The organism is Rhodococcus sp. DMU1 (assembly GCF_012272955.1).
In the GTDB taxonomy this organism is placed as follows: Bacteria; Actinomycetota; Actinomycetes; order Mycobacteriales; family Mycobacteriaceae; genus Rhodococcus; species Rhodococcus aetherivorans.
This window is the reverse complement of sequence record NZ_CP050953.1, coordinates 602,375-617,584: the sequence shown is the minus strand read 5'-3', so window position 1 is coordinate 617,584 and position 15,210 is coordinate 602,375. Positions and strand designations below refer to the sequence as shown.

The window sequence follows — 15,210 nt, the reverse complement described above, 5'->3', positions numbered from 1 at the left end:
AGCGGACCGCCGGTCACAATCGGATGGCCGGAAGGGAAAAAGAAAGCTCTTCGACAGGGCGGAGCGCAGCGGAGCTCGTGTAGGGTCTCGAAATCCGTGGCGGAATCTCACGGCGAGTGGCGGGCCGGTGGCGGATCCGCCACCGTTGTGAGACACGCCCATCCGAATGCCCGGTTGCCGGGTCGGCAGGGTTGATCATCGATAATGAGGGGCCGTGGTGGTGCGGCCCGCTTCGGTATCGAGGTTGTCTGATGGCCGTTGATCTTGATCCACGTCCGACATCTGTCGTGACGCGCGTCCGTCGTAGGGCCGATGGGGTTGAGGCAACGGCTGTTTGGGACGAGATCGCCCCGGCGGAGTTGATCGACGCCGCCATACCGTGGCGACGGTTCCGTTGGTATCACGGTCAGAGGCACTATTCCGGCGCGTACTGGTCCAGCACAGAGCGTGCGCTGGTGATCTATGAGTCGCGTCTGGAGTTGGCTCGACTGCTGTTGGCCGACTTCGATCGCTCGGTGCACCGCATCCTCGCTCAGCCGTTCCTGCTCGAAGCCGACGTCGCGGGCGCGAGACGACGGCACGTGCCGGACTACCTGCTGCTGCGCGATGATGGTCCGATTGTTGTTGACGTGAAACCCGCTCGGCTGCTGACGAAGCCGGAGGTTGCATTCACCTTCGCGTGGACTCGACTGGTGGTGGAGTCACGTGGATGGCGTTACCAGATTGCCAGCGAACCGGCGGAGCCTGAGTTGAGCAGTATCCGATTCCTGGCCGGCTATCGCCGTGACTGGCTGTTCGACGAGGGAGTGCTGGCAGACCTACGATCACTCGACCTGCACGGTACGACGCTCGGTGAGGCCGTCCGATGCCTGCCCGACCAGCCGGAAGCTGTCGTCCGCTCAGCTGTCCTGCACTTGTTGTGGCGGCAACATTTCATGATCGACTTGAGCAAACCCCTGAGTTCGCGCAGCGTGCTGGGAATAGGTTCGTGAGCGGCGCGGGTGTGCGGGTCGGTGTCGGGACTCGGTTCATCTACGACGGCGAGACCGTCGAGGTGGTGGAGATGGTGTCGACCGCGGCGGGCAACGAAGTCGTCGTCAAGGAGACGGCGGGCGGGCGGTATCGACGTGTCGCCTTGAAGGAGCTCATGGCGTGTGAGCGTGTTCGGGTGATCCCGGGCGGCCCCGGCCCGTCGAGCGACGACGATCAGGAAGTCGCCAGCGTGGTGCTGACCCAGCTGACTGCGGCCGAGCGGGAGCAGCTTGCGGTGCGAGCGGCCCATGTGCGTGAGGTGCTCACCGGGTATCGGTCCGGGAGTCCGCTGATGGCTGGCGCCGGCGAGCCGCGCCCGCACTATGCAGTGGATGTTGCGTTGTCGGACCGGTATGCAGCGAAAGCGGCCGAGTTGGGGGTCGGTGTTCGCACGATCGAGCGGTGGGTCGGCAAGTTCCAGAAGTTCGGCGAGGCCGGTTTGGCGGTGCACCGCGAGGTTGCTTCCGGCACAGGTTCATCGAGGACCGATGACAGATGGGTGGAGACGGCCCTGGAGGTGATGGTCGAGCACACCGATCAGTCGCGGCCGTCGCGGACGATGGTGATCGAGCGCGCGAACGCCCGGGTGGTGGCCCGGTTCGGGGCGGGCGTGGTGCGGCTGCCGTCGCGGGCGACGGCGTTTCGGGTGCTTGAGGAGTTGGAACGGCGGCATCCGACGTTCCGGTTGAGCACCAAGCGCAACCGGGACATCGCAGCCCGCCCGGACGGGCCGTACGGGAAGCTGCGCCCGACCCGGCCGGGTGAGTACCTGTTGATGGACACCACCCGGTTAGATGTGTTCGCGCTGGATCCGGTGACTCTGCGGTGGGTGCAGGCCGAGCTGACGGTCGGGATGGACTGGTACACCCGCTGCGTCGTCGGTATCCGGCTCACGCCGGTGTCGACGAAGGCGGTGGACGCCGCGGCCACGTTGTATCAGGCGTTCCGGCCGCGTCCGGCGGGCAAGGACTGGCCCGCGCACGCAGTGTGGCCCGAACACGGCATCCCGCGGTCACTGCTGGTCGACGTCGAAGCAGTCGACGGGCCGATGGCCGGGGCGGCGAGTCCGGCGCTGGCGCCGGAGACCATCGTGATCGACCACGGCAAGATCTACGTCTCCGAGCATCTGACCAGTGTGTGTCAGCGGATGGGGATCTCGATCCAGCCGGCCCGGTTGCGGACCGGCCGCGACAAGGGGCCGGTGGAGCGGTTCTTCCGCACCCTCCGGGAGGACCTGTTGCAGGCGCTGCCCGGGTACAAGGGACCGGACGTGCACTCGCGTGGGGTGGCGCCGGAGTCGGAGGCGTTCTTCTACCTCGACGAGTTGGAGGCGATCATCCGTGAGTGGGTGGCGGTGGTGTACCACCACCGGCCGCACGAAGGCCTGCTCGATCCGCATCTGCCGTCGGTGAAGATGTCGCCGGCGGTGATGTTCGAGCACGGCATCGCCCGTGCCGGCTACATCGAGGTTCCCCGCGATCCGGATCTCGGGTACGAGTTCCTCGAGGTGGAGTGGCGCACCCTCCAGCACTACGGGTTCGAGGTGCACGGCCGCCGCTACCACGGCGAGCTGCCGCCGGGATGCCGCGACGGCGGTAGCCCGTACCCGGACCGGGGCAAGAGCAAGGGCCGGTGGTGGCCGCTGCACGTCGACCCGGACGACATCACCCGGATCTACCTGCGGGATCCGACCTCGCGGAGGTGGTACCCGCTCGAGTGGGAGCACGCCCGGTCGATGCAGATGCCGCTGAGCGAGGACGCGTTGGTGTTCGCCCGCCGGTTGGCGCGAGCGAAGTACACCTACCCCGACGACCGGATCGCGGTCGCCGACCTGCTTGAGCGCTGGAATCTCGGCCTCGGGTCGAGCATGACCGAGCGGCGGATGGCGTTGCGCCTGGCGCGCGAGGACGCGGCGCTCGACCTCGAGCCCCCGCCCAGGCCGCACGATGCGACCGGGCCGACCTCGGTGACGCGTCCGGGCACGGCGGCGGCGGTCGACGCCGCACAGGACGGCATCGACATCGGGGACGACGACGCCGAGGACGAGGCAGACCTGCCCGGCGACGGCGACTTCTACGCCGATGCGCTGGAGTACCTGTGACCATCGCACTGATCCGGCAGCGCCTGCAGGACTACGCGCCGCTGGGCAACGTGGCGCTCTCCCGCAAGGAGGGGTGGCGCAGTTTCGCCGAGGCTCCCACCCTGGTCCCGCCGCAGGTGTTGACCCGCCGGCAGCTGCGGGCGCTGAGCGCGGACGACGGCGAGGTCTACAACCATTTCCGGCAGCTGTGGCACGCGAATCTGGGGCCGATCCGGACCCCGCAACTGACCGCCCTGCACGAGCAGCTGTCGACCGTGGTCGACAGTAACCTCCAGTTCGGCGACAAGGCCAAGGGCGCAGTCGCGATCGACGCCTACCCCGGTCTGGGCAAGACGACATCGGTGCTGGCGTTCGCCAAGCAGTTTCACCGCCGCGAGCTCCGGATCAAGGGCCCCGACACCCGCGACGGCCACCAACGGTGGCCGGTGTGCCGGGTCGGGTTGACCGGCAACACCGGACTCAAAGAGTTCAACCGGGCGATGCTTGAGTTCTACGCCCACCCCGGGATCACCCGCGGCACCAGCGCCGACCTGTCCCGCCGCACCCTGGACTGTGTGACCTCCTGCGAGACAAGACTGTTGGTGATCGATGATCTGCATTTCCTGCGCATGCACGCCGCCAGCGGCGTGGAGATCAGCAACCACTTCAAGTACATCTCCAACGAGTTCCCGGTCACCATGGTGTTCGTCGGGGTGAAACTGGCCGAACGCGGCTTGTTCGCCGAGGCGCAGATGGCGCGCCGCACCACGCTGGTGGGGATGCGGCCGTTCGTCGTCGACACCGACGCCGGCCGCCACGAGTGGCGGACGATGCTGTTGGCGATCGAGCAGGGACTGGTGCTGACCGACAAATACCCCGGCATGCTCGCCGACGACCTGTCGGACTATCTGTTCGCCCGCAGCACCGGCCACATCGGGTCGCTGATGGTGTTGATCAACCGCGGCTGCCACCGGGCGGTCGTCACCGGCCGCGAGCGCCTCGATGTCGAGGTGCTCGACACCGTCAGCAACGACGAGGACGCCGAGACCGCACGGCGAGAACTCGCGTCCGCCCTCGAGGCGCGCCGGATCACCACCCGGCCGACCCGCCGACGATGAGCGGGGTGCGGTCCTTGCCGATCCGGGTGTCCCCGCTGCCCGGTGAGGCGATCGACTCCTGGCTCGAGGCGATCGCACACCGCACCGGCACGGCGTTCGGTGACCTGGAGGCCGCCCTGCACCCCGACAACGCTGCCGGGCGGGTTCGACGCCCGAATCTGTGGCCGGTGCATCTGCCGCCACGGGACGTGGACGCCATCGCCGCGGCGGCGGAACTGCCCGCCGTGGCGGTCGAGGCGATGACGTTGGCCCGCTACGACGGTGTCGCGCTGTCGCTCGAGGGCCGCAAGGGGCGCGCCACCGTGGGATTTCCCTGGGGCCGCGGGCGCCGATCCCGATACTGCCCGGACTGCTTGGCCGAGTCCGGCGGGCGGTGGCAACTGCTGTGGCGGCTGGGGTGCGTGTTCGCCTGCATCGAACACAGCTGCGTACTGGTGGACGCTTGCCCGCACTGCGGACACCTTCAACGGGATCGTCGGCCCCGTGGTACGGCCGTGCCGAGTCCGGGCCGCTGCGCACACCCGAATGTGGACACCGCTCACCGAAGTGGGCTCGCCCGGTGCGGAGCAGACCTGGCGTCGGCGCCGGTACTGCGACTGCGCCCGGATCATCCGGCGCTGCGCGCCCAACACCTGGTGCTCGATGTCCTTATCGCCGGGCAGGGCACGTTCGGGGTGTACGCCGACGACCCCCACCCCGCCCGCGCGGTGCTGGCCGATCTGTACGCCCTCGGCTCTCGCGTCCTCGCCTACGGCACCGCCGGAGAGATCGCCGACCGGGTTCCCACCGACCTGGCCCACGCCTTCACCCGGAGCCGATTGTCGTCCGCTTCGCCAGCACCGACGTCGACCCGGGGCTCGGAGCTGGCCGCGGCCGGTGGGGCAATCGCAACGGCGGTCGCGGTGACCACGGCCGCGGCCGTACTGGATCGGCCCGACATCACCGACGCCGGCGAGGCGTTGCGGTGGCTGGTGCACGGCGGGCGGCGTCTGGGCCGGCAGGTCGATGCCGGCACCGTGTGCGACTGGGGCAGCGCCACCAGCACGAGGCTGGCTGCCACCCAGCTCGCCGCGCTGCGGCCGCTGTTCGCCCGCGCCGTCGATCAGCTGCGATACCGCACCGCGGCCGCCGTCCCGAGCTACCCCGCAGGAGGCGACACCGCCATAGATGAGGCCGCCCGCCGCATACCCACCCTGCTCTGGCCGGAATGGTCGCTGCGGTTCACCGTGCCACCGTGCAGCCCGGCGCAGGTCCGACCGGCCCTGTCGGCGGCACTGCTGCTGGTGGGCACCGCCCTCACGGTCGGCCAGGCCGCCGACCGCCTGGCCTCGGCGGTCCGCGCCGCCGGGATCACCCGCACGCTGGCCTGCCTGCGGAACTCCCCTCGGTGGGACGACACCCTCACCGCCCTCACCCGGCTGGCGGACCACCTCAGCGCCGAGCCGCCCCCGATCGACTACGACCGGCGCCGCCGCCTGGACTACCGCACACTGCTGCCCGACGAACTGTGGGACGAGATCTGCCGCCGAACCGGAACACCGCCCGGTGCCGGCCAGAAGGCGGACTTCGCCCGCTGCGTGCTGTTCGAACGACTCAGCGGGCTCCCCGCGTCCCGGTCCCCGTTCCTCGCTGCAGGCCACGACGTCCGTGCGAAACTGTCCGAGTTTCCGCGCGCACTCACCCCCACCTTGGCCCCGCGTCTAGACGAGGCGGCCCGACGGTTCCTCGAGAACCACGGACTGGGCGCAGAACCGGTCTCCTGGCACCCACCACCGCATCTGCTCGACGGGCTCCATCCACCCGGACCCGATCCCACCACCGTCGACCTCGCCACCCTCCACGACTTGACCCGCCGCGACCACACCGCACTGTCGGAAATCGGGCGGCAACTCGACACCACCCTCGATGTGATCCGCCACCTCCTCGAAAAACACCCTGCTCCCCCATCACCCACCGCCGCACAGCGGACCGGACGATACGCGGCCCGCAGAACGGCCGAGGAAGCGTCGAGCCGTTCGCAGTTCGTCGACCTCTACTGCGTTCAACGTCGCACCCTCGCCGAGATCGGGGCGCTGATCGGAGTCAGCAGGGAGGTGGCGGGACAGCTGGCACGACACCACGGCATCACCACGCAGACCGGTCGGCCTCCGGTCGACCCGGAATGGTTCCGCAAGCAGTACGTCAACCAACGGCGAACACTGCGGGAATTGGGACGTGACGTGGGGCGCGATGTGCCGCAAATGGGCCGGATCGCGAAAAAGTACAGCATCCCCATTCGCCCGCCGGCCGAGGCCGGCCGTGCGCGCCCGACCGAGTAAGTCACCCTGCTGAGCAAACCACCCCCCGGCGAGACTGCCGCGTCGTCGCCACATGAGGAGGTCGTGCAGGCGCGCGCCCCGGTCGCACCGCGACTAACGTGAATGGATGGGCAGGACCGGGGGACGGCTCGTTCGGGCGCTGATCAGCCACGACAAGGAGAACAAGCCTCCCGGACCGATCCACCTGGCCTTTACTGTTGCTCCAGTCCTGATCCTGGTATGCATCTACTACGACTGGTGGCCCTCGCGCTACGGAAGCTCGAGGTGGGCCGACCCGTTGTTGTTCGGCGCCGCGGCATTGCTGATCCTCGCCGTCGTAGGGGTGGTGTGGGCGGTGCGGACCTTGTATGTCATCGGCGCGGACCGGCGGTGGTCGTGGTGGATCGTGCCGGCACCGGCGGTCGTACTCGCCACCGCCGCCGCGGTGATGCTGGCGCCGCGACCGTCGTTCGACGACACACGTGCAGAGTTCGAGCAGGTGGCGCGCGAGTTGTTGGCCGATCCCGAGCCGCTCCACAGCTACCTCGAGATCGGCCGGTTCGACATCCGCACCGCCATGTCGGGCGACGACGGCGTCGTCTACTTCATCGAGGACGGCGGATTGGGACTGACCGTGAGCAGCGGGTGGGCGTATTCCCCCCATGGTGTCCCTCCCGGTTTCGACGATTTCACCGCGACCCATCTCGGCGGGCCCTGGTACGAATTCGTATCGGTATGGCGGACATGACTGTCCCGCTGTCCCGCAGCGAGATCGGTCACCGACGACAGCGGGCGTCCTCCCGGCACCGCCCAAGGCCAGCGAAATCGTGCTCGCCCCTGCTGTGGCTCGGTGACACACTGACCTCATGGGCGCGGTCGGCGATGTCGCAGTATCGGTGCTCCAAGCGGCGGGCGTGACACTGACGGCGGGGCTCACCGATTCCGAGATCGATTCTGTTCATGCTCGTTTCGGGGTGGGTTTCGCCCCTGATCATCTGGATCTGCTGACAACGGCGATGCCCGTCGGAAAAAGGTGGCCGAATTGGCGTGATGGCGACGACGCCGAGCTCAAGCGCATGCTGGACTGGCCGGTCGACGGCTTCGTGTGGGACGTGCTCCATCAGTCCGTACTCTTCTGGCCGGCGTCGTGGGGCCCACGTCCGACAGATGCGGTCGAGGTCGAGCGGACGGCTCGCACGAATCTCGCCCAGTGGCCGGCGCTGGTGCCGATCTACGGACATCGATATCTACCGGCGGCGCCGGCACCACCGGGGTGTCCGGTCTTCTCGGTGTATCAGACCGATGTCATCTACTACGGCCCGGATCTTGTCGAGTACCTGCGAAACGAGCTGAAGGTTGGGGCGATGCCACGGCAGGAGTGGACGTTCAGGCAGCGGGTGCCGTACTGGTCGCAGTTCGTCGAGGTGGCCAACCGCGCCGAATGCATGTGATCCGACGACATCTGGCCCGCTAGTCGAAAATGTCGACGGCGATTCTTGCCGGGTCCGGAAGGGGCGTGACGCGGAACCGCGGGTACTCGGTGCGCAGCCCGACGAAGGATTGGGTGGCTCGCTCGTAGCTCGGTGTCAGGTACACCTCGACCACGCTGTGGGCGGTGGGCTCGGCCAACGGATTCGGTCCGCTGTACGCGGCGATCCCGCTCTCAGCCGAGGAGACCGTGTCCAGGAAGGAAACTTGCAGAATCGATCGTCCGTTGATGCGCCGCGAGGTTTGTTTGCCCCGTTCGGTTGCCTCGGCCACGTACTCGGCCCGCCACAGCGGTGCGTAAGTGCCGCCGAAGACGTAGACGATGCGGTCGAAGCCGTCGTGCCGTTCGATGTGCACACCGCTGGCCGTCACCCCGGCGAGTGTCGGCGTCACCGTCGTCGGTCCGTTCGCACTGGTAGGAACCTCGGACGGCCCCGGGGTGGTGGTCGGGACGGTGGGCACGGGGATGGTGGAGTCGGCAGTAGGCGCCAGAGGTGAGCGTGGGACCTGCGGAGACAGGGCACCGGCGCCGGACTGGGCCGACGGGACCCGGTCCCAGGGGATCGAGGCGGTGTCGGGGCTGCCGCCCGGTTCGTCGGTGGACTGACAGCCTGCAGCCAGGAGGAAACAGGCGGCCGCCGCGAACGGCAGCAGCCCGCGTTGTCCGCCCTTCATGATCTCCAGTATCGGCCGATCGCCACGATATATGCCACGCCCGGAACGGCCTCGGTCCCGCCGGGCGCCGACGTCACGCGGCGGCAACGGCCGATGACGGTGGTCGGCAAACCGGGTGACCGCGCAGCATCGCCCCCCAACACGTTCGCTCTGCGTCCGGCCGGGGCGAGGACAGCCTGGGGGTGGCCTTTTCCTTTGCGGCGTTTCCCCGCCCGCGCCGAAATATGATGGCGAGACCGGTTTCCGGGATTGGGGGGACGTATGGATCTGCAGCGCGGAAGACGCGGAGCCGATGGGCGGGGCGGGGTGCGTGTGTTGTGGCCGTATGTGCGTGAGCATCGCCGGTTGCTCGGAGCGGCGGTGGTGTTGTCCATGGCCGCCGGCGGACTGAGTCTGGTGCAACCGGTGCTGGTGGGCCGGATCATCACCGCGGTGGGTGACGGCGCCCCTCTCGATGGTCTGGTGTGGGCACTGGTCGGACTGCTCGCCGTCGGCGCTGTCCTCGGCACCGTCGAGTACTACCTGCTGCAACGGACCGCGGAAAGCGTGGTGCTCACTGCCCGCACCGAGCTGATCAGCCACCTGCTGCGGTTGCCGATGAGCGAGTACCGCAGCCGCCATGTCGGCGACTTGGTCTCCCGGGTTGCCTCGGACACCACTCTGCTGCGCGCCGCACTCACCGATGGCCTGGTCGAACCCCTCGGCGGGATCCTCGTCCTGGTCGGATCCCTGATCGCGATGATGCTGCTCGACCCGGTCCTGGCCGTGGTCACCGTCCTCGTCGTGGCGATCGTGGTCGCCGCGTCACTTCAGGTCACCCGGCGGCTGAGAGCGTTGACGTTCGAGACCCAGTCCCGGCTCGGGGACCTGACCGGCGACCTGAACCAAACCCTCTCGGCGATCAGCGTCGTCCGCGCCACGGGTGCCACCGACCGCGCCCAGGCCCGGCTCGGCGACCGGGTCCGATCCGCGTTCGATGCAGGCGTCCGCGCAGCTCGATCCGGCTCAGCGATCCAACCACTCCGGCAGATCACCGGGCACGCATCATTGCTCGTCGTCCTCGGCGTCGGTGGTTACCGTGTGGCCACCGGTCATCTGACTGTCGCCGAACTGGTCACGTTCATCCTGTTCATGTTGTTGTTCATGGGCCCGGTGAATACCGCCTTCACCGCGGTGCAGTCCGTCGCCGCCGCCCTCGGCGCCCTGCAGCGCATTACCGACATTCAGCAGATCTCCGCCGAGGACGCCACCGACACCATCCGGCACCGGCAACTCCCGGCACCGTCGGAAGCACCGATGCTGCGGTTCGATGGTGTTCGGTTCGGGTACCGTCCGGACCAGCTGGTCCTCGACTCGGTCAGCTTCGCCGTCGTCCGCGGCTCCCGGACCGCGATCGTCGGGCTGTCCGGTGCCGGCAAATCCACCATTCTCGCCCTGGTCGAGCGGTTCTACGAGGTCGATCACGGACGCATCGACGTTGCCGGGGCAGACATCACCGACCTCCCGCGGTCCGTGCTGCGCTCGCATCTCGGGTATGTGGAACAGAACGCCCCCGCGGTCTCGGGCACCGTCCGCGACAACCTCACCCTCGCCGCACCGGCGGTGACGGACGAGCAGTGCTGGACAGCCCTGGCCACAGTCAACCTGCGCGACCGGGTCGCCACCGAGGCCGAAGGGTTGAACACGCAGATCGGCGAGCACGGCATCCGCCTGTCCGGGGGTGAACGGCAACGGTTGGCGATCGCACGCGCACTGCTCGCCCGACCACCGCTGCTGCTCTTGGACGAGCCGACTTCCAGTCTCGACAGCCGCAACGAGGAGATCTTCCAGACCGCACTCGAAGCCATCGCCCCCGACCAGACCGTCGTCATCGTCGCGCACCGGCTCGCGACGGTGAAGAACGCCGACCAGATCATCGTCCTCGACCAGGGGAAGGTCCGGGCGGTGGGTACCCACAACGAACTGCTCGGTACCAGTGAGCTCTACCGCGAACTCGCGCACCACCAACTGATCGGTACCCCCAACTGAACCATCCGTTGTATCCCACCGCCATAGAGAACCGGGGTCACGGGCCGAGGTTGATGGTCAGGCGCGCCAATTCCAATGCCGCCGCACACGGGTCGGGCTCCGCCGCAGCCGACCCGTTCTGAACGCGCCAGGTGGTGACCGCAGTGGCGGCGGCTGACACCACGCAGTCACCGGAGTCTGGCCGGATTCGGTGATAGATGGTCGTACACCACGACCTCCCGCGGTCTCGGAACAATTTCGACGGGCTACGTCGTGTCGGGCCGCTGCCGAAGGGTGCGGCCCGGCATCGCCGTTCCCAGCACCGGCTCGGCCCATGAAACGGTAGCGCCAGACTGAAGAAGTGCCAGGAAATTGAGACAGAACACGGTGGCCTCACCGCGAGACACTCGACAAGCGCCCAGGTCTCAGCTAATCAAAATGCCAGCGGCCGAGAGACCCTACAGCTCCACTCTCGGCGCCGGAGGCGACGCAGGACCGACCGGTCCTGGTGCGTGTGGGCAGGTAGGCGTGTCTTGCTAGCTAGGCCCAGCGACGGCAAATCTCCTGGAGCCGATTTCCGGTATCGTGAGCGAAAATCCGGCAGCATGGTCGACGGCGGTGCACCATGAGCGATGATCCGGGTTCGTCAGGCAGTCCGCACTGGCAATCCCACGAGCCCGAGTGGCAATCTCGGGGGCAACAGTGGCAACCGCATGCCCAGCAATGGCCGCCCGCCGGTGGGCGGCCTCCGGGTCCGCCGGGTCCTCCACCTCCGCTTTCGCGGGGTGGTGGCCGTTGGCCTCTGTGGTTCGGGTTGCTCGCCACCGTGTTGATCGGTGTGCTCGTCGGCGGCTATCTGTTGTTCGTGAGGGGCGACGCGGATGAGGGTGAGGTGTTGCTCGAGGCGGCGGCATCCGAGGGACCGTTTCCCTGGACGCCGCCGGTGGTGCCTCCCGATGCGCCGACCACGCTGCCGGAGTCGATGCCGACGGTGGCTGCCAGTGCGCCGGATCCGGGCCGGCCCGGATTGATTGCCGTGCCGGGCGACCGAACCGGAATCTACGGTGGCTCCCTCGAGTTGTCGGTCTGTGACAAGCCGAGACTGATCGGCTTTCTCGAGCAGAATCCGGGGCAGCGGGCCGCGTTCGAGGAGGTGTTGGGTATCACCGACGTCCGCGCCTATGTCGAGTCGCTCACGCCGGTGATTCTCGGTTCCGATACCCGGGTGACGAACCACGGGTACGAGAATGGCCGCCCGACCCCGGTGCAGTCCGTACTGCAGGCCGGGACCGCAGTGCTCGTCGACGACCGCGGTGTGCCGCGGGTGCGGTGCCAGTGCGGGAACCCGTTGTTGCCGCCGCAGCCCACCGCAGCAGCCCCGAAGTACAGCGGGCAGCGGTGGCCGGGCTTCGAACCGGACAAGATCATCGTCGTGCAGCCCGCGGCGGCGCCGGTCATCCAGCTGACGGTCATCAACGTGGTCACCGGGGCACCGGTGGTGATCAACGTCGGCAGCGGGACACCGCGGCAACCGACGACGACGCCGACACGGACCACGCCACCACCACCGCGGACGACGCTTGCGCCGCCGCCACCGCGGACCACGGTCGCGCCGCCGCCACCGCGGACCACGGTCGCGCCACTGCCACCACCGCCGCGGACGACGGTGGCGCCACCCCCGCCCACACAGCCGCCGACGACCCAGGCGCTGCCGCCCGCCGACTGGAGTATGACCGCAGAAGCTTTCCGCGGTCAGGACGGAGGTCAAGTGTCGTTCGACTGTCCGGCCGGAGGAACCTTCGGCTCCGTGTGGGGCAGTGGCACCTATACCGACGACTCCAGCGTGTGCACGGCCGGTGTGCATGCGGGAGTGATTTCCCAGCAGACAGGCGGCGTGGTGGTCATCGTGATCTCTCCCGGTCTCAGTTCCTACCAAGGGTCGACGGCCAACGGGGTCACGTCCCAGGACTGGGGCAACTGGTCCGGCTCGTTCCAGGTTGTGGGCGGAGGCTGAGCGTCATCGGCCGGATCCACCGTGGTCCGGTAGTTGCAGCACTGTGTTGCCGTCGGTGACGACGAGATCGTCGGTGGCAGTGACCGCGACCCAGATCGGGCGGTGAAGGCCGACGAACGGGACGACGGTCGGGGTATCGGCACCGGCCCGAAGCTCGACGATCCGGCCGTTCAGGTAATCGGCGACGAACACCCCGGTGGAATCGGCCGCCACACCGGTGGGGGATGCCAGGCCCGTGAACGGCAGCACGGTCTGCTCGGTGGCGCCGGCGGACAGGAAGACCACACGGTTGTTGTCGGTATCGGTGACGAAGAGATCTCCGGCAGCGTTGACCGCCACCCCGACCGGCCCGTGCAGGTCGGCGAACGGCAGCACCTGCGGGTTCGCAGCGTCCGCCGGCAGAGCCACGATTCGGTTGTTGTTGTTGTCGGCGACGAAAAGATGACCCGCGTCGCTGACCGCCACGCCGGCGGGCCCACCAAGATCGGGGAACGGGAGCACCGTCTGGGTCGTGGTTCCCGCGGTGAGTTCGAGTACCCGGTTGTTGCGGGTGTCGGTGACGAAGACGTCGCCGGCGGCATTGGTCGCGACTCCCGAGGGGTGGTCGAGATCGGTGAACGGGAGGACCTCCTGGGTGTCGGAGCCTGCGGCCAGTCGCAGTACCCGGTTGTTGTTGCTGTCGGCGACGAAGAGATCTCCGGCGGCGTTGACCGCCACGCCGACCGGATAGTCGAGGCCGTCGAACGGCAGGGTGGTTTGCGGTGACGACCGGTTCGGCCAGGCGACGAATACCGCTGCGGCACCGACGACCAGCAGTGCGAGTAGGGCCAGCGGCAGCAGCACCCGCGCCCGTTTGCGCTGTGGGGGAACACCGACCGCCGGCGGCGGTTGCGGTGGCGGAGGGGGAAGCGGTTGCCGACGCCGGTGGGAGGTCCGGTGCCGACTCGTCAGGGTATCGGGTGCGCGGTGCACGTCCGCCGCCGTCTGCGTCTGTGTCTGTCTCTGCCTCTGCCTCTGTCTGAGAACTTGCTGGGCCGTCTGAGTAGACGGCATGGTCGACAGGGAGAGCTGAACGCCTGCGGACAGTGCGTGGCAGCTCGGCAGCCGATCTTCGCGGCGCTTGGCCAGAGCCGCGGAGACGATCTCGTCGATGCTCTGCGGAAGATCACCACGCACAGCGGTGATCCGCGGTACGGGTGCATCGAGATGGCCGCGCATGACTTCCTGGGTGCTTCCGGTGAACGGTGGGCGACCGGTGAGCAGGCAAAATACGGTGCACCCCAGCGAATACACGTCCGCGCGGGGGTCGAGTGGGATGCCCTGGAAAACCTCGGGCGCCGAATACTGCAGGGTGGCCACCAGCGACCCGGTCTTGGTCAGGTGCTGTGTCGCATCGAGCGCCTTGGCGATACCGAAGTCGGTGAGCAGCACCCGCTCGGGTTGCCTGGCGCCCGACGGGCCCAACAGAATGTTCGCCGGTTTGACGTCGCGGTGCAGCACGCCCTTCTCGTGCGCATAGTCCAGGGCTTTGGCGGTTTCGGCGATGATGTGTACGGCGCGCGGTGGGTCCATCGGACCGTCACGCAGGGCCACCGCGGCATCGGTTCCGGCGATGTATTGCATCGCAATCCAGTGTTGACCGGCTTCCTGGCCTCGGTCGAATACGGACACGATGTTCGGGTGTTCGAGGCGTGCCGCGTGGTCGGCCTCGAGCTCGAAGCGGGCGCGGAAACTGTCGTCGGTGGTCAGGCTCCGGTCCAGCAACTTGAGGGCGGTGTAGCGGGGCAGGTGAGGATCGCGAGCGAGGTAGACCGCGCCCATCCCGCCGACACCCAACACCCGTTCGATGGTGTAGCCGGCGAACACGTCCCCCGGCTCGAGTTCCGCACCACCCATCGGCAACACCGCCTTCGGTTTGACCGCTGCGCTGTCTGGGAGCCACTCGGAGTGTACGACTCCGCCGACTGACAGGGCCCGGCAGAGGTCAAGTCCCGTGGGGGTTGTCCCAGGACAGTCGCCGAGAGCGGGTGCGCCTGGCTGTACCCCGCCTGCGAACGGTGGCCGCATGGCCGTTTGTTCACGACACGGTGTGATACCGCTGGAGCCGAAAGGAGGAGGCGCGGGGGCCCGGCCCGGGACAATGGGCCGACGCCGAGCAGGGGAGAGCCGGAATGAGTGAAAACACCGCGTCCGAGTGGGTCGAGCAGTCCGCGAGGGACGGCAGCCCTCACTGGGCGGAGGGGTCCACGAAGAGAAGCATTGCGGACTGGGCAGAGGCCTTCGAACGGGAGCGATCGGGCTTCGAGTAATCCCGGAGCGGGAGTCCGCGTCCCGGCTCACGGGACTGAGCTGAGCAAGGTGACGCACGAGCGCCAACCGTGTCTACGGCATGCTCGCTTCCCAGCGGGAAGGCACGGAAGGCACGGAAGCCAGGGGGCGGTCCACGGCCGCGAGGAACTCCGCCACCCGCGCCGGCAGCACCGCCGCAGAGCGACGGAC

At 68.3% G+C, this 15,210-nt stretch carries 10 protein-coding genes; 8 read left to right on the top strand and 2 right to left on the bottom strand.

Features of this window, described 5'->3' with window-relative positions; all coding sequences use genetic code 11:
• The first annotated feature begins 251 nt into the window (after nucleotides 1-251).
• From HFP48_RS30755 to HFP48_RS30730, 6 genes are all read left to right on the top strand, one after another.
• Nucleotides 252-992 (top strand): TnsA-like heteromeric transposase endonuclease subunit, encoded by a 741-nt coding sequence (locus tag HFP48_RS30755; protein WP_084648752.1) that lies wholly within the window; start codon nucleotides 252-254, stop codon nucleotides 990-992.
• The gene (locus HFP48_RS30750; RefSeq protein ID WP_168581054.1) at nucleotides 989-3,133 is read left to right on the top strand and encodes a DDE-type integrase/transposase/recombinase; all 2,145 of its coding nucleotides are present in this window, start codon (nucleotides 989-991) and stop codon (nucleotides 3,131-3,133) included. Before HFP48_RS30755 ends, HFP48_RS30750 begins: the two co-directional genes overlap by 4 nt.
• Nucleotides 3,130-4,230: a TniB family NTP-binding protein gene (locus tag HFP48_RS30745; protein WP_168581053.1), complete on the top strand. Its 1,101-nt coding sequence runs from the start codon at nucleotides 3,130-3,132 to the stop codon at nucleotides 4,228-4,230. Before HFP48_RS30750 ends, HFP48_RS30745 begins: the two co-directional genes overlap by 4 nt.
• On the top strand, nucleotides 4,227-6,548 hold the full coding sequence (locus HFP48_RS30740; protein ID WP_168581052.1) for a TniQ family protein: 2,322 nt from the start codon (nucleotides 4,227-4,229) through the stop codon (nucleotides 6,546-6,548). The genes HFP48_RS30745 and HFP48_RS30740 overlap by 4 nt, the downstream gene beginning before the upstream one ends.
• A 106-nt stretch (nucleotides 6,549-6,654) precedes the next feature.
• Nucleotides 6,655-7,275 carry a DUF1109 domain-containing protein gene (locus tag HFP48_RS30735; protein WP_168581051.1) on the top strand — a complete coding sequence of 207 codons (621 nt, stop codon included), beginning with the start codon at nucleotides 6,655-6,657 and terminating at the stop codon, nucleotides 7,273-7,275.
• 118 nt (nucleotides 7,276-7,393) lie between these two features.
• Nucleotides 7,394-7,978, top strand: a complete 585-nt coding sequence (locus HFP48_RS30730) for a hypothetical protein (RefSeq protein ID WP_140189225.1) — start codon at nucleotides 7,394-7,396, stop codon at nucleotides 7,976-7,978.
• Nucleotides 7,979-7,997: 19 nt separating this feature from the next.
• Here the strand turns inward: HFP48_RS30730 and HFP48_RS30725 are convergent, their stop codons facing one another.
• Entirely contained in the window at nucleotides 7,998-8,372 is a 375-nt protein-coding gene (locus HFP48_RS30725; RefSeq protein ID WP_168581179.1) for a hypothetical protein, read from the bottom strand.
• Nucleotides 8,373-9,017: 645 nt separating this feature from the next.
• Between HFP48_RS30725 and HFP48_RS30720 the strand changes: the two genes are divergently transcribed.
• Nucleotides 9,018-10,718 (top strand): ABC transporter ATP-binding protein, encoded by a 1,701-nt coding sequence (locus HFP48_RS30720; RefSeq protein ID WP_246872678.1) that lies wholly within the window; start codon nucleotides 9,018-9,020, stop codon nucleotides 10,716-10,718.
• A gap of 604 nt (nucleotides 10,719-11,322) precedes the next feature.
• A complete protein-coding gene (locus HFP48_RS30715) occupies nucleotides 11,323-12,711 on the top strand; it encodes a DUF6777 domain-containing protein (RefSeq protein ID WP_246872676.1) in 1,389 nt (462 codons plus the stop codon).
• 3 nt (nucleotides 12,712-12,714) lie between these two features.
• Here HFP48_RS30715 and HFP48_RS30710 read toward each other — a convergent pair whose 3' ends face one another.
• Complete coding sequence (locus HFP48_RS30710; RefSeq protein ID WP_168581049.1) at nucleotides 12,715-14,607, bottom strand: serine/threonine-protein kinase PknD; 1,893 nt, start codon at nucleotides 14,605-14,607, stop codon at nucleotides 12,715-12,717.
• Between the last annotated feature and the right edge of the window lie 603 nt (nucleotides 14,608-15,210).

Coding starts and splice junctions, on each gene's coding strand:
- HFP48_RS30755 (WP_084648752.1), top strand. CDS start 252: ATGGCCGTTGATCTTGATCCACGTCCGACATCTGTCGTGACGCGCGTC.
- HFP48_RS30740 (WP_168581052.1), top strand. CDS start 4,227: ATGAGCGGGGTGCGGTCCTTGCCGATCCGGGTGTCCCCGCTGCCCGGT.
- HFP48_RS30735 (WP_168581051.1), top strand. CDS start 6,655: ATGGGCAGGACCGGGGGACGGCTCGTTCGGGCGCTGATCAGCCACGAC.
- HFP48_RS30730 (WP_140189225.1), top strand. CDS start 7,394: ATGGGCGCGGTCGGCGATGTCGCAGTATCGGTGCTCCAAGCGGCGGGC.
- HFP48_RS30715 (WP_246872676.1), top strand. CDS start 11,323: ATGAGCGATGATCCGGGTTCGTCAGGCAGTCCGCACTGGCAATCCCAC.
- HFP48_RS30710 (WP_168581049.1), bottom strand. CDS start 14,607: ATGGGTGGTGCGGAACTCGAGCCGGGGGACGTGTTCGCCGGCTACACC.